At 61.5% G+C, this 14,882-nt stretch carries 15 protein-coding genes and 1 other annotated feature; of the genes, 9 read left to right on the forward strand and 6 right to left on the reverse strand.

The features are described from left to right. Positions 1 to 140 precede the first annotated feature (140 nt). From ACBR42_RS11305 to exbB, 3 genes are all read right to left on the reverse strand, one after another. Positions 141 to 902 (reverse strand): energy transducer TonB, encoded by a 762-nt coding sequence (locus tag ACBR42_RS11305; protein WP_371208094.1) that lies wholly within the window; start codon positions 900 to 902, stop codon positions 141 to 143. Positions 903 to 1,015: 113 nt separating this feature from the next. Beyond that, the gene (gene exbD / locus ACBR42_RS11310; protein ID WP_371208077.1) at positions 1,016 to 1,504 is read right to left on the reverse strand and encodes a TonB system transport protein ExbD; all 489 of its coding nucleotides are present in this window, start codon (positions 1,502 to 1,504) and stop codon (positions 1,016 to 1,018) included. 8 nt (positions 1,505 to 1,512) lie between these two features. Further along, positions 1,513 to 2,223 (reverse strand): tonB-system energizer ExbB, encoded by a 711-nt coding sequence (gene exbB, locus ACBR42_RS11315; RefSeq protein WP_371208095.1) that lies wholly within the window; start codon positions 2,221 to 2,223, stop codon positions 1,513 to 1,515. An 873-nt stretch (positions 2,224 to 3,096) separates the two neighbouring features. Between exbB and ACBR42_RS11320 the strand changes: the two genes are divergently transcribed. Next, complete coding sequence (locus tag ACBR42_RS11320) at positions 3,097 to 3,780, forward strand: sulfotransferase family 2 domain-containing protein (protein ID WP_110547558.1); 684 nt, start codon at positions 3,097 to 3,099, stop codon at positions 3,778 to 3,780. A gap of 80 nt (positions 3,781 to 3,860) precedes the next feature. Here ACBR42_RS11320 and ACBR42_RS11325 read toward each other — a convergent pair whose 3' ends face one another. Further along, positions 3,861 to 4,226, reverse strand: a complete 366-nt coding sequence (locus tag ACBR42_RS11325; RefSeq protein ID WP_371208078.1) for a hypothetical protein — start codon at positions 4,224 to 4,226, stop codon at positions 3,861 to 3,863. Between the two features lie 251 nt (positions 4,227 to 4,477). Here ACBR42_RS11325 and ACBR42_RS11330 point away from each other — a divergent pair, with 251 nt between their 5' ends. The 8 genes from ACBR42_RS11330 to ACBR42_RS11365 all read left to right on the forward strand — a co-directional run bounded on the left by ACBR42_RS11330 (position 4,478) and on the right by ACBR42_RS11365 (position 12,534). Further along, positions 4,478 to 4,741: a hypothetical protein gene (locus tag ACBR42_RS11330; protein ID WP_371208079.1), complete on the forward strand. Its 264-nt coding sequence runs from the start codon at positions 4,478 to 4,480 to the stop codon at positions 4,739 to 4,741. Between the two features lie 531 nt (positions 4,742 to 5,272). Further along, positions 5,273 to 5,473, forward strand: a sequence feature (23S ribosomal RNA rRNA prediction is too short). Positions 5,474 to 5,632: 159 nt separating this feature from the next. Then, the gene (locus ACBR42_RS11335) at positions 5,633 to 6,775 is read left to right on the forward strand and encodes an MFS transporter (RefSeq protein ID WP_371208080.1); all 1,143 of its coding nucleotides are present in this window, start codon (positions 5,633 to 5,635) and stop codon (positions 6,773 to 6,775) included. Between the two features lie 67 nt (positions 6,776 to 6,842). After that, a complete protein-coding gene (locus tag ACBR42_RS11340; RefSeq protein ID WP_371208081.1) occupies positions 6,843 to 7,187 on the forward strand; it encodes a DUF952 domain-containing protein in 345 nt (114 codons plus the stop codon). 136 nt (positions 7,188 to 7,323) lie between these two features. Further along, positions 7,324 to 8,379, forward strand: coding sequence for an NAD(P)-dependent alcohol dehydrogenase (locus ACBR42_RS11345; RefSeq protein WP_371208082.1), 1,056 nt, complete (start codon positions 7,324 to 7,326; stop codon positions 8,377 to 8,379). A gap of 102 nt (positions 8,380 to 8,481) precedes the next feature. Next, positions 8,482 to 9,717, forward strand: coding sequence for a NupC/NupG family nucleoside CNT transporter (locus tag ACBR42_RS11350; protein ID WP_371208083.1), 1,236 nt, complete (start codon positions 8,482 to 8,484; stop codon positions 9,715 to 9,717). Between the two features lie 26 nt (positions 9,718 to 9,743). Then, complete coding sequence (locus ACBR42_RS11355) at positions 9,744 to 10,688, forward strand: nucleoside hydrolase (RefSeq protein ID WP_371208084.1); 945 nt, start codon at positions 9,744 to 9,746, stop codon at positions 10,686 to 10,688. A 116-nt stretch (positions 10,689 to 10,804) separates the two neighbouring features. Then, entirely contained in the window at positions 10,805 to 11,566 is a 762-nt protein-coding gene (locus tag ACBR42_RS11360) for a 2-keto-4-pentenoate hydratase (protein ID WP_371208085.1), read from the forward strand. Between the two features lie 26 nt (positions 11,567 to 11,592). Continuing rightward, a complete protein-coding gene (locus ACBR42_RS11365) occupies positions 11,593 to 12,534 on the forward strand; it encodes a 2-hydroxyacid dehydrogenase (protein ID WP_371208086.1) in 942 nt (313 codons plus the stop codon). Positions 12,535 to 12,543: 9 nt separating this feature from the next. On the opposite strand, the gene ACBR42_RS11370 is transcribed toward ACBR42_RS11365, so the two are convergent. Both ACBR42_RS11370 and ACBR42_RS11375 read right to left on the reverse strand, forming a co-directional pair. After that, complete coding sequence (locus ACBR42_RS11370; RefSeq protein WP_371208087.1) at positions 12,544 to 13,536, reverse strand: LLM class flavin-dependent oxidoreductase; 993 nt, start codon at positions 13,534 to 13,536, stop codon at positions 12,544 to 12,546. A gap of 229 nt (positions 13,537 to 13,765) precedes the next feature. Then, entirely contained in the window at positions 13,766 to 14,773 is a 1,008-nt protein-coding gene (locus ACBR42_RS11375) for a bile acid:sodium symporter family protein (protein WP_371208088.1), read from the reverse strand. Positions 14,774 to 14,882: the final 109 nt, after the last annotated feature.

Consider the following 14,882-nt stretch of genomic DNA (forward strand, 5'->3'; position numbering starts at 1 on the left):
TTCGCATCATTTTACTGCCCGTAGCAGGGATGGGCGCAGGGAACGGACAGGCTGCTGCTGAACGGATCAGCCGTCTGGATCACGAGAAACCGGAACAGACCTGTGCGCGGACTGCCGTAACGTTTCGGGCAGCCTCGTGGTCAGTTCTGATGCAGGTAGAATTCGACCGGCACGGTCAGTTTAATGGGATCGCCTGCCACACTGTCCGGCGGGATGGGTAGCGGCTGGGCGCGGCTGGGCAACGCCAGTGCTTCCTGATCCAGCAGGGCATGACCGGAACTTTGGGCCAGCGTGACCGACAGCACATGCCCCTTGCGGTCCATGGAGAAGGTTACGGTCGGCACGCCCTCCTGATGGCCGGCCATGGCCTCGGACGGGTAACGCTTGAATTTCTCAAGCTGCGCCAGCAGCGCGCCCTGCCATGTAACCGGATCATGTGCGGCATGGGCCGATGAGGAACCGGGCGCGGGTGCTGCCTGTGTCGGTGCGGGCGGCGCTTCGGCCGAAGGTGGCGCGGTGGTCGCGTCGGCAGGTGGTGTTTTATCCGGAACCGGTTTCTTTTGCTGTAGCGTCGGTCTGGTTTTCTTTCTGGGGATTTTCCGCTGTTCTTGTGCGGGCACCGGAACCGGCGGGTTGGGCGCGGGCGAAGGGGGTGCCGTGATCTTTGGCGGCGGATCGGGTTGCGGGTCGGGTATGGACAGTGTCTGCTTCGGTCCGACCGGCGCGTCAGTCGGCGGGGTGGGGATGGAGACAGGTTCGGGGGCCATATCTATGGCAATGGCGGCAGGTGCCTGTTCCGCCACGACCACCGGCGCAGGCGGCAGGTGCATGACCCACCCGATGACCCCACCAGTGGTCGCCAGAACCGCAAGGAGGGACAGCCCCCAGCGGATGGTGTCCATACGCCGGGTCAGTCGCGCCCGGTTGCGTTGCCACTGGGCAAAGGATGGCACGGCGGGGTTTTCAATCGGGTATGCGGCATGCGTTCCCCCGTCCGGCGTATCGGTGGCGATAGTCACGGTGTGCCGCCGGTTGCGGAAGCGTGGTTGGCGTCCGGCAGCGCAGTCGTTCCGGCTTCGCTGCCTTCCTCCTGCCCCTGCAGGTTGACCAGGGCGACCTTGAGGTAGCCGGCGGCGCGCAGCTTATCCATCACCCCCATCAGCGTGCCGTAATCGACGGTCCTGTCAGCGCGCAGGAAGATCCGTTCATCCCTGTTGCCCTTCGTTGCGGTTTCCAGCGCGCCGGGCAGCGCATCTGTCGAAATGTCGTCTTCTCCCAGCGCCAGACCGTGATCGGCTTTTACCGTCAGAAATACCGGATCATCCGGGCGCGGCGTCGGCTTCTCGGTCGAGGACGGCAGGTCCACCGGCACGTTCACCGTGGTCAGCGGGGCGGTGACCATGAAGATCACCAGCAGCACCAGCATCACGTCGATGAAGGGCGTGACGTTGATCTCGCTGGCCTCATGCGGGTTTTCATCGGCGTGACGGATGCGAATGGCCATGACCGCCCCTATTCCGCCGCCGCGCGGGCATCGTGCGACTGTCCGCCAAGGCGCACGATATTATCCTGTGCCATCAGCATGTGCATGCGGCCCAGATCGCGTGACACCAGACGCATGACCAGCGCGGTAAGGTCCGCCACCTGCGCGCGGCATGACGCCGTCTGGCGGGCAAGATGGTTGTAGATCACCACCGCCGGAATGGCTGCGACCAGTCCCAGCGCCGTGGCCAGCAGTGCCTCCGCAATGCCGGGAGCCACCACGGCGAGGCTGGTGGCCTTGCTCGCCGCGATGCCGGTAAACGAGGTCATGATCCCCCAGACCGTGCCGAACAGGCCAATGAAGGGCGACGTGGCGCCGATGGTGGCAAGCAGTCCGGTGCCCCGCATAAGGCGGCGCCCTTCGGCAGCTTCCAGCCGTTCGAGATGCAGGACAATGCGTTCTTTCAGCCCTTCGCCATCATCAGGAATGTCCCGCGAACGACGGCGTTCGGTCTCCGCAGCCATGACCAGCGTGTGGGCGATGGAAGAATTTCCGCGCGTCCACTCTTCGCCCAGATCCAGCGTGTTGGCCTCCTCCAGCGATTTTTCCGCTTTGTGGAGTGTGAGACGCACGCGCAGCAGTTCGACGGACTTGGCAATGAAGATGGTCCAGGTCAGCAGCGAGGCCACCGCCAGCAGGATCATGACGCAGCGGACCACGGGACCGGCATTAAGGAACATCTCCCACGGGGAGAAAGAAATCGGGGTCACAACTGACCTCCCTTGACAGACGGTGTGCGGCACCAGAACCAGCGCCGCCGGGCGCGGCGTGTCATGGGCGGGTGAATTAGTAATGAATGTGATAATTAATCGCAACATGATTCAGCATAAGACCCATCCATTTTATTGTGTCATAATCCTTCAGGACTGCGGAAAATGAACAGGCCATTCACCGTGAAATAGCGGTCAGCACGCCATACGATGGCCCGTGGTACCTGTGCATGCGTCTGGTCAGCGTCCTTACGGGGTACCAGTCGGCTGCACGGGCCGGTGGAAAGATCGGTGGCGCTGAAACGGAACGCTTTCCCTGCTTCCGCACGCGCAGCGGAGCATTGTGCGGATCAGGATATTTGCCGAACCAAGAACATTGCGCCGGGCGGGCGATCCCCCGTCAGGCCGTATCGTTATGGATGAAGGCTATATTCCGATCGGTATGGGTGGTGGCGCGCGCAGGGAGACCACCGGTTTATGTATATGGAGCGGGTTGGGGACCAGCACGTCGCTCTGCCCGAAATCATGGATTCTTCCGATGGAAAAGCCTTTGAAATGATATGGCTGGCATTCTACTCTGGCCTCTGACTGCCACCTTCGGGGCGACCTGGGGTCGTATGCAGTTGAACGGTAGGTTATCCGTGCAGCGGAAGGGTTCCGCGTAATGGAAACGGGACCGGAGCCCGATGGAAAACGCGTGCGGTGTCCCTGCCCTGTCGTGGCAGAGGCCGTTCTTTGTCCGGGCTGTTTCAATCCGTTTCCTTTATTCACACACCGTACGTTTCCATGGCAGATGATGCATCGAGTCCTTGGGGACCCGCCTGCCTATCGGAACCGTTTTTCATGCAGACGCTTTTGCAGCCCGTCGTTCGTGTCAAGATGTCCAGCGACGTGCATGAACGACTGGCGGAGCTGCGAATTCCCTACCCGCCCGGACCAAAACGGCAGCGCCGTGCGGCCATGGTGCGTGAACGGGGTGTATTCTTCCTTCACATACCCAAGAATGCCGGAACATCCATAACGCGTGCATTGTACGGCATGGATGTCGGGCATGAAACGGTCCGGTATTTCCAGCATCGGATGCCTGATCTGCTGCGTTTTCCCTCTTTCGCCATTCTGCGCGACCCGGTGCAGCGTTTCCTTTCGGCCTGTCGCTACGCGCGGACGGGCGGTGGTGAAACGCGGCAGGTGGCCCGGGGCTTCCGGGCGCATTACATGGGGTTACGTGATCTGGACGACGCGCTTGATCTTGTTGCGCAGGCGCGGCGAACATACGAAATCGACCATATTTTCCGTCCCCAGACATGGTACCTGACTGACCGGGATGGACACATTGCGGTCGATCGCCTGTTCATGCTGGATGATATGAAGGGCATTCAGGACTTTGTGGCGGGATATACGCCTGTCGCAATCAGGCAGATGAATGGAACGGTCAATAAAGGCGAACTGCCCCGGCCCGACCAGATTGAGCGGATCAGGCAGATTTACCGGGCTGACTATGATCTCATCGCCCGTATCCGGCACTGAACAGACCTCACTTCCGAAAAAAACCAGTGGCTCTGGTCCTGATGTGATGGTCACGTTACTTGGTGTAGGGGAATTCTGTCCTATCCCCGGATGATTGTTGCATGGCTTCTGTTCTTCCTGTCGGGCATGGATGTCGTTCCGGCCCATGCGAAGGACGTGTTTACGCACGGGCACGGCAGGCGGATAGAGGGCAAGGTCAGCGGATTTTGGAAAAAATACCGATGGCTGTGGTGACGGATCAGCACCCGGTAACGGGCAATGTCTTTTTCAGGTATTCCTGTCTTCATATAATTATCACACTCGTTGGGGATGGTTTTTGGTAAGGCATTTACGCCTGTGCTTCTGCGGGCTTTTTCAGAGGTTTCCGGATCATGAACATAAAATCCGATTCCACCCCCAAACCCCGTAAAGAGCCGCATGAAGAATGGCGCGAAGCCCTGATTCATGCCTGGAAAAACAGACGTGGCTACGTGCGGACGCACGAAGGCGTATCTGCCATGCCGGAAGAAGGATTTATTTACGACGAACCCTGACCTGCACAGTAATCGGATACCTGACCTGTGTTTTTGTCGGGTGTGTCATGATGCATTCCGTTACAATTGGTTGGTCCCTGAACACTTTATTTATTCTGTTCGATATTTTAGACTAAACCTGACTGATTTGAGATGAATCAGCTTATTAAGAGGATATTAATTACATGAAAAAAGCACTCCTTTTCGCTGCCGCTCTTGGTCTGTCCCTGCCGGTTGTGGCGCATGCGGATGACAACACGGAATCCCGTCACCACGGCCATCATGGTGAACACGGCGGCCACCACGGCAACCGTAGCGAAGGCGACAACCAGAACAGCGATAACAGCGATCGTTCGCAGGGCAACGAGCGTGGCGACCGCGGCGAGCGTGGCGGTGAGCACGGTGAGCACGGTGAGCATGGCGAACACCGCAATCAGGACCAGCAGTAATCTGCGGTTGTAAAACCAGAATAAAGGGGCACCCGTTCAGGGGGCCCCTTTTTTTGTGCGCGCTGGCAATGCGATCTGGTTATCGGGGGCTGTTCTTTCTTCTGTTTTTCAGATGTTCATCTGCGACTGCGCTCGAGATGAAATATACATGAAGTCATTTCAGGACTGTTCCCTCCCCTGCCCCTTCTGACTGCCGGATACGCTTCAGCCGGATGGCAAAGGCCAGTCTGACAAGGCACGGGTGATTACAGGACCGAAAGGACTATGGACCGCGAACCGTCGACAGGCCGAGTATAAAGAATACGGTCTGCTACGAATGATGGAATATATCGGATTTCATTAAATAAATTATTTTAAATGGAAACGGTAAAAATAATAACATTTTTATTTGTATAATACTATTATCTTATTCTGCAATTCCAGACTCGTCAGGGTGATGATGTCATCTGCTGCGTAATCGGCACGGACATGCACTCGGATACGGCATAACCCTCGTCCCGCCCGGTATCCGTAACGCAGGCGATCGGCTTTTTCATAGAGCAGGCATGTTGATTGGGGCGGTTGCCGCCAAAGTGTAACGGAGGCCCGCGATGGTGGGTTCAGGCTGGCCGGAAACCGGCTGTCGAGTGCAATGGCATAAGCCTGCCTGACTGCGTGCGTGACAGTTCGATCGGAGATGCAGGTCAGCATTGTTTTCGGTCATGAGAGCAGCATTGAAGCGGTCGGGATTGACCAGCGGCATGGACTGCCACCGGTGTTTTTCCAGTCTTTGCGTAATTGTGGGCATCATCCCCTTTTCGTGCTGCGGTGATAACGCTAAAGCGGCCACGCACGGCCTGTCGGAAGATGGTCATGTGCTATCTTCTTCATGCCCGTCAGGTGTCTGTGATTATGTTGCGTATCGTCCTGCTCTCCATGGGAGCATTCGTGTGGGGTGTGACCGAACTCCTGCCCATCGGCCTTCTGACGGATATTGCACAGGGGTTGCAGGTCTCCGCTGGCAGTGTGGGACAACTGGTCACGGGGTATGCATGGATGGTGGCGCTGGGTGCCATACCGCTTACGCTGCTGACCTCCGGCGTGGACCGGCGCGTCATCATGGTCGGTCTGCTGGGCCTTGCCGGGGTGGTGGACATCGCCTGCGCGTTCGTTACCAATTATGCGCTCATGGCCGTGCTGCGGGTGATACTGGCGCTGGGGCATGGCATTTTCTGGTCGATCATTGCCGGTGTGGCGGTACGGCTGGGGCCGGGCCTGCCGGTCGCACGGGTTACGGCATGGGCATTCAGCGGTGTTGCGGTCGCCATTGCCGGTGGCATTCCTCTGGCTTCCGCCATCGGGCAATGGCTGGGATGGCGTGCGGCCTTTGGCGTTTTCGGGGTAATGGCCTTTATGGTCATGGCGGGCATGATGGTGCTGTTGCCGCCGCTTCCTGCGCAGCGCAGGCATCTTGATGTCATGCAACTGCTGCGTCAGCCACGGCTGCGCTATATCGCCGTGCTGACGGCACTGGTGGAGATGGCCCAGTTCACGGCCTATACCTACATCGTCCCCCTGTTGCAGGCCATTCCGCACAGTCCGGAAACCCTACTGCCGCTGCTGCTTCTGGTATGCGGGGTTGCCGGGGTTGCGGGCAACTGGCTGGGTGGTAACCTGCCCTATTCCGCCGGGCGGGCCATCGGGTTTGCCGTGGTGGGGCTGTTGGCCAGCCACGCGTTTCTCATGCTTTCGGGCTGGTTTCCGGCTGCGGTATGGGCCGATATGGCGGTGTGGGGGATTGTTACGGGCGTGCTGAACCTCAGCCCGCAGAGCTACGCCATCGAACTGGCTCCGGACGAGCGGGAAGCCGCGTGTTCCTTTTGCGTATGCGGCTTCAATATGGGCATTGGCGCGGGCGCGCTGTGTGGGGGTGTAGCGTTATCCACCACCGGGGCCTATGCCGTGGTGGGGGGCAGCACGGTCCTCGCGCTGCTGGCGTTGCCTGTCCTGCGGATGGGCAGGCGCTTTGCCATTCCCCGCCAGATGGGCCATTGAAAGGCCCGTCTTCCGCCAGTAGCGGGAAAACAGGGGCTACTCAGGCCCCGCAATCAGGAAAGGCGCCATGGCTGACCGCATCGTTTACAAGATCCTGACCTCCGCCGAACATGAGATTTTCGAGCGTACGGGAAGTTTTTCCGGCTCCCCGGCCGATCTGGCGGACGGGTTCATCCATTTTTCCACCGGGGCACAGGTTCCCGGTACGCTGGACCGGCATTTCAGCGGGCAGAGCGACCTGATGCTGCTGGCCATTGACTGCGGCCTGCTTGATCCGGCCGCCATGCGGTGGGAACCGGCACGGGGCGGCCAGCTTTTCCCGCATCTGTATGCCGTACTGCCATGGGGCGCGGTCGTGGCCGTCTGCCCCGTTACGCGCGATGCAAACGGGCAGGTGCAACTGCCGGTGTGAAGGGTCGGCGGCGATCACGGCTGCATGAGCGTGCTGTCCCTCCCCTCGACAGAAGGGGCCGCCTTCTGTTCACAATAGGGAAATTGTATGCCCCGGCGCACGCCCGGCGTGGCATGTCAGGAACGGAGAGTCAGTCATGTTTTCATGCGTAGGTTACGCGGCCACCGCCGCCGATGCGTCCCTTGGTCCCATCGCACTGGACCGCCGCGATCCCGGCCCCGAGGATGTGCAGATCGACATCATGTATTGCGGTGTCTGCCATTCCGATCTGCATCAGGCCCGCAATGAATGGCACAACACCATTTTTCCCTGCGTACCGGGGCATGAAATCGTCGGGCGCGTGACACATGTGGGCCCGTCCGTCACCCGCTTCCGCGCGGGCGAACTGGTGGGCGTCGGCTGCATGGTCGATTCCTGTCGGGAATGCAGCAGTTGCCGTGCGGGGTTCGAGCAGTATTGCGAAGTAGGATTTGTCGGCACCTATAACGGGGAGGACCGGCAGGGGCGCGGCATCACCTTTGGCGGATATTCCCGCGCGATTGTGGTCGATCAGGCTTTCGTGCTGAAGGTGCCCGAAAAACTGGACCCTGCTGCTGTCGCCCCCCTGCTGTGCGCGGGAATCACCACCTATTCCCCCCTGCGCCACTGGAAGGTCGGTCCGGGCCAGCGTGTGGGGATCGTGGGGCTGGGTGGACTTGGCCATATGGGCGTGAAATTCGCCCGTGCCTTTGGCGCGGATGTGGTGCTGTTCACCACATCCGCCAGCAAGGTCGCTGATGGGCTGCGCCTTGGCGCGCATGAAGTCGTGCTGTCCAAAGACCCGGAAGCCATGGCGAAGGAACGCGGTCGCTTTGACTTCATTCTTGATGCCGTCGCTGCCGATCATGATATCAATGCCTATCTGGACCTGCTGCGCCGCGACGGTACGCTGGTGCAGGTGGGCGCGCCGGAAAACCCCCTGCCCGTTTCGGTTTTCAGCCTGCTGATGAAGCGTCGCAATTTCAGCGGCTCGCTGATCGGCGGCATCCCCGAAACGCAGGAGATGCTGGATTTCTGTGGCGAGCATGGCATCACCGCCGATATCGAGATGATCCGCATGGATGAAATCGAGACCGCCTACGCCCGTATGCTGCGTTCGGACGTGAAATACCGCTTCGTCATCGACATGGCGACGATGCCCGAAACGGCCTGATCCCAACCCCGCCGGTTGACGCGGCGGGGGATGATGTTACGCTGATACAACTACTTGCCAGAAAAACCTGTTGCCAGGTCCGGCGCTGTCAAAGGTTGGTTCATGCATATCCGTGGATGTATCGGCATTATCGTCCTGATATGCATCGGCATCGCATTTTCCACCAACCGCAGGCATATCCGCCCCCGCATTGTCATGGCATGCCTGCTGCTGCAGGTCGCCATAGGCTTTGTCGTGCTGCGTGTCCCCATGGGGCAGGCAGCACTGCGGGTCATATCGACCATGGTGACGCGCCTCCTGTCCTACGGCGATCAGGGGGCGCGTTTTCTGTTTGGTCCCCTTGTGGGGCCGCATATGCGCGACCTGTTTCCCGATGGGGGCTATGTCTTCGCGTTTCAGGTACTGCCATCACTGGTCTATGTCAGTGCGCTGATCGCAATCCTGTACCATTGCGGGGTGATGCAGGCGTTCGCGCGCATCTTCGGGCGCGCGCTGCAACGGCTGCTGGGCACGTCACCCGTGGAATCCTTTGGGGCGGTCATCACCATTTTCGTGGGCCAGAGCGAACTGCCGGTGGCCCTTGGTCCCTACCTTGCCGCAATGGACAGGACGGAACTGTTCAGCGTGCTGTGCAGTGGCGCTGCCTCGGTATCGGGGGCAACCCTCGTGGGGTATGTGGGGCTGGGTATTCCGGCGGATTATCTTGTGGCTGCATCCTTCATGGCGATACCGGGCGGCCTGATGTTCGGCAGGATACTCGCGCCCCGTGGGCCGGAAAACCGGACGGGTTCGATTGACGCGGCGCGCGGCGCCTATCACCGTGCGTTTTTCGAGGCGGTGATGGAAGGCGCCCTCAAGGGTGCCCGGACCGCCCTTGCGGTCGCGGCCATGCTGGTTGCCTGCATCGGCCTGATCGCGCTGGTCAACGGTGTATTGCAGGCGGCGGGTGGCGTGGTCGGGATCCCCGCCTTGTCACTGGAATACCTTATGGGTTTCGTGTTCGGGCCGCTTGCGTGGCTGCTGGGCGTAAGCGGGCGTGAATGCGGCGCGGTGGGTTCGGTGCTGGGGCTGAAGGTGGTGGTGAACGAATTCGTAGCCTACGCCCGGCTCGGCCCCGCCATTCAGGCGGGCCATCTGTCCCATCAGGCGGCGGCCATTGCATCCTTCGCGCTGTGTGGTTTTGCCAATCTCAGTTCGGTCGGGTTACTGGTCGCGGCGTTTGGCAGCCAGTGCCCTGACCGGCGCGAAGAAGTGGCGCGCAGCAGCGCACGCGCCGTGCTGGGTGGCATGCTGTCGAACCTGACGAGTGCCGCCATAGCCGGTATCATCATTCAGTAATGCTTAATTTCTACCGGAACAGGACGATGGCCGACAGGCGCAGGATCATAATCGATACGGACCCGGGGCAGGATGATGCCATCGCCATCATGCTCGCCCTTGCTTCACCCGAACTGGATGTTCTGGGGCTGGTCAGCGTGGCGGGCAACGTGCCGGTACGGCAGACGGCGGTCAATGCGTGCAAAATACTGGAACTGGCCGGGCGGCGGGATATTCCCGTTCATGCCGGTTGCGCGCGTCCCGTCCGGCGCGATCCGGTAACGGCGGAACACGTGCATGGCCAGACCGGCATGGACGGCCCCGCCCTGCCCGAGCCGACCCTGCGCCCCGCAGCGCAGCATGGCGTGGATTTCCTGATCGATACGATCCGCGCCCATCCTGACCACACTGTAACAGTCGTCACGCTGGGGCCGATGACCAATCTTGCCATGGCCGTCATCAAGGCCCCCGATATCGCAACGCGGGTGGAACGGGTGGTGTCGATGGGCGGCGCCTATGCGGAATGCGGCAATATTACTCCCAGCGCCGAATTCAACATGTTCGCGGACCCTGATGCCGCCGATATCGTCCTGCGCAGCCGGATGCCGCTTACCCTTGTGCCGCTGGATGTCACGCACCGCTTTCTGGTCACGGCACCGCGTCTGGATCAGTTGTGCGCGCTTCGGGGTCGATGCGCCGGGGCGGCGGCGGAAATGCTGGGTTTTTCCGGGCGGTTCGATCTGGCGAAATATGGCTGGGATGGCGCGCCCCTGCATGACCCCTGCACGATCGGCTGGCTACTGGCCCCGGACCTGTTTACCGGGCGGGAGGTCAATGTCGCGGTCGAGGTCGCCAGTCCGCTCATGCAGGGGGCAACGGCAGTGGACTGGTGGCATGTAACGGACAGGCCACGCAATGCGCTGTTCCTGCGTGATGTGGACAGCGATGGCCTGTGGTCGCTGCTGATGGACCGTCTGTCGCGCCTGCCATAAGCCATGGCCGGTGCGGGTCTATCCCGCGTGGGTGGCGTGGCTCAACGTCGGGGGATGTGTCATCTTGCGGAACCTGTCATCCGCCCTTTCCTATTTCACGCAGGAAAATGACTTTCATGCCGTCTTCGTCCCCTTCCTCCCTTGTTGACCTGCTCGTAGCCATACGTCGCGGCGACCAGCCGGCACCTGCGGGGGTTGATGAAAGCCTTGTCCCGGCGGACATGGCGCAGGCTTACAGGGTGCAGGATGCGGTGGGGCGGCATATGGGGCCGATTGGCGGGTGGAAGGTTGGCGCTTCCGGCCCGGATGCAGAACCCGCCTGCGCGCCCATTCATACCGGTACGATCTTCACTGATGGCGCGACCGTGCCGCATGCGCTGTGCCGGTATCTGGGGGTGGAAGCCGAAATTGGCTACCGTTTCGCCCGTGCCCTTCCACCCCGTGATGGCGAATGGACGCGCGATGAGGTGCTGGACGCGATCGGCACCATTCATCCGGTTATCGAGATTCTGGATACCCGTTTTGAAAAACCGTCCTCCCAGCCTGCGCTGGTGCATGCTGCGGACCAGCAGAATCACGGGGCGCTGGTTGTGGGGTCGGGCCGGGCTGACTGGCGCGCCATTGTCCCCCAGAGCGAACGCGTGATCCTGCGCATTGATAACGATGTGCGCGTAGACCGGATTGGCGGTAACGCCGCAGGCGATCCGCTGCGCATGCTGGTATGGCTGGCCAACCACGCATCGCGTCGCGGGATCGGTATTGGCAGGGATGTGATTGTCACAACGGGGTCAAGCATGGGTACTCTCTTTGTCGCTCATGGCACGGATGTCGATGTCAGCTTTGCCGGCCTTGGCCATGTGCGCACCCATCTAGCCTGAACGGCCCCTACTGGAAGGCATGACCCATGAAGCCTGAAATCCTGCTGCTGGAACCCATGATGCCGGAAATCGAGCAACAGCTTGATGCGGCCTATACGGTCCATCGTCACACACCCTCCGCAACGCTGGCCGCGACACTGGGGGATGCGGCGGGCCGGATACGGGCGGTTGCAACCGGCGGCGGGACGGGCGTGCCCGATGCGGTCATGGATATCCTGCCCGCCCTTGGGCTGATCGCCATAAACGGGATCGGAACCGACGCCGTCAATCTGGATCTGGCCCGGCAGCGGAAAGTGCATGTCACGACCACCCCCGGTGTCCTGACGGATGACGTGGCGGATATGGCGATTGGGCTGATCCTGTCGCTGCTGCGGGGCCTGCCTGCCGGGGATCGTTACGTGCGTGCGGGGGAATGGGGCAAGGCACCCGGCCCGACGCTGGGCCGCAAGGTATCGGGGCGGAAGCTGGGCATTCTGGGCATGGGGCATGTGGGGCAGGCCATTGCACGCCGGGCCGGGGCGTTTGGCATGCCCGTCGCCTATACCGACCTGCGTGACCTGAATCTGGAAGGCTACCGTTTTATCCCCGACCTCGCGGTGCTTGCGGCGGATAGCAGCATTCTGGTGGTCGCGGCATCCGGTGGGGCGGGATCACGGCATCTGGTCAGCCGGCAGGTTCTTGACGCACTGGGGGCGGACGGGTTCCTCATCAACGTAGCCCGTGGTTCGGTGGTGGATGAGCAGGCCCTGAGCAGTGCGCTGGAGGCGGGAACGCTTGGCGGTGCGGGTCTGGATGTGTTCGAGCATGAACCCGATGTGCCCGAAACCCTGCGCACCAGCCCGCGCACGGTGCTGCAACCCCACCGCGCCAGCGCAACGGTGGAAACCCGGCTGGCGATGGGGGATCTGGTCGTACGCAATCTGGCTGCCTATTTTGCGGGCCAGCCCCTGCCTACACCCGTTATCTGACGGGCCAGCCTACAGCGCGGATCGCAGCGCCGCCGTCAGTTCCAGCGAATGACGGCGCTGCACGTGATCGAACAGGGGTACGGCGGTCAGCAGTTCATCAGGCCGGTAACGGGTCATGAAGTCCCGCAGGGACGGTGCAATCGTGTCTACCGATCCGGCAAAGGTAAAGGCAAGCGCGTGGTCCAGCATGGCCTGTTCCGCAGGTGACCACAGGGCTTCATGCGTGTCATGCGGGGGCGGAAAGGCAATGGGCCGTCCCCGGCGCAGGGCGACGAAGTATTGCTGTAGCGACGTGGCCAGGCGCTGTGCCCCGGTCGCATCATCGGCTGCGATGATGTTCACGCTCAGCATCACATGGGGCCGGGGGCAGCGTTCCGATGGTTCGAAACGTGCGCGGTAAAGGCTGATTGCCTCCTCCATCTGCGCGGGCGCGAAATGGGATGCAAAGGCATAGGGCAGGCCCAGACGTGCCGCCAGAACGGCGGAAAAAAGCGACGATCCCAGCAGCCATACCGGCACGCGCAGTCCCGCCCCCGGTATGGCACGGACCCGATGGGTGTCATTTTCGTCCATGGGTTCGAAGTAATGCAGCAGTTCAACCACATCTTCCGCAAAGCGGTCCGGTGCGTGCGGGTCGCGGCGCAGGGCGCGCGCCGTGCGCTGGTCCGCCCCCGGCGCACGGCCCAGCCCAAGGTCGATGCGACCGGGAAAAAGCGTTTCCAGCGTGCCGAACTGCTCGGCCACCATAAGGGGGGAATGGTTGGGCAGCATGATGCCGCCTGCCCCCACGCGGATGCGCCGTGTCGCGGCCGCGACCTGTCCGATCAGGATACCTGTCGCGGCGGAAGCAATGCCCGGCAGGGCATGGTGTTCCGCCAGCCAGTAGCGATGAAAACCCAGCCCATCCGCCAGTTGCGCCAGATCGCACGTGTTGCGCAGCGCATCAGCCACGCCTGATCCGCGTGTGATGAGGGAGAGGTCAAGAACCGAAAATGGAATCACGCAGGGTCCCCTTCAGCATGGCAGGACGGAGTGGGTGCGCGGGCATGCTGCACGGCGGAACCGTACACAATCCCTTACGTTGGGTCAGCAGGCATTTTGTGGAGTATATCCCATGCTGACCCTTCTTGTGATCTGCCTGCTCATATTCGCCATTGGCGGGGGCGGCTATGGTTTCCGTTCCGGTTGGTACGGGGGTGCCAACAGTCCGGGGCTTAAGGGGATCGGTCTGTTACCGATCCTTTTGCTGGTTATCGCGCTGTTCCTTCTGTTCAACATGCCCGGCACCAGCAATGCCCCGCTGCCCTGACCGCCCGGAACCGGCAGGACCGGGAGGTCGCCCCGCCCAGATGGCGGCCAGGGCCGAGCCGGAAATATTATGCCAGATCGAGAATACGGCCCCCGGCAACGCCGCCAGCGGGGAAAAATAGACACGCCCCAGCGTTGCGGCCAGTCCGGAATTCTGCATGCCGACCTCCAGCGCCAGCGTGCGGCATACCGTTTCGTCAAAACCCAGCAGACGGCCACCCCAGTAACCGCCCAGCAGCCCGATTGCGTTATGCAGCACCACGCCCGCCAGTACCAGCGGCCCCACCGCCGCAAGGGATGGCCGCACACCGGCGACGATACTGCCGATGATGGTCATGATCGCCACCATGGCCACCAGCGGCAGGACCGGTTCGATCCGGCGGATCGTGCGTGCGCATGATGCGTTGACCACCACCCCGGCCAGAACCGGCAGGGCGACGATTTCCACAATGCTGCGGAACAGGCCCCAGCTATCGACCTGCACACCGGCGGAGACATACAGACGGGTCAGCAGCGGGGTGGCGACAATGCCAACCAGTGTGGAAAGCGTGCTGATACTGACCGATAGCGCCAGATCGCCGCGTGACAGATAGATCATGACATTGGATGCCGTGCCGCTTGACACGCACCCCACCAGCACCATGCCGGTTGCAAGCATGGGTGGCATGCCCAGCAGGTGCGCAATGACCCACGCCGCCAGCGGCATGACAAGATAATGCAGCGCCACACCGGCCAGCACCGGAAGCGGTCGGCGTGCGATCCGCGCGAAATCCCCCACCGTCAACGTGACACCCATGGTGAACATGATGAAGGCCAGAAGCGGCGTGATCGCCGGTGTCAACGCCACGAACGGGGCAGGAAACAGCACGGCGCAAAGCGAGACAAGAACCGCCCATACCGGAAAAAGGCGCGTCAGGCTTGTCTTATGCATTCCGTGTCGCTGCGTGCGACAAAGGACTGATTTTCCCGGGGTAGCCACCCCGGGAAAATCAGGAAGGGGACGGGTCGGTAACAGGCAGACCATAATGGGTCGACTTGAG

Origin of the sequence: Komagataeibacter sp. SM21 (assembly GCF_041402665.1) — a bacterium.
GTDB classification, from domain to species: domain Bacteria; phylum Pseudomonadota; class Alphaproteobacteria; order Acetobacterales; family Acetobacteraceae; genus Komagataeibacter; species Komagataeibacter saccharivorans.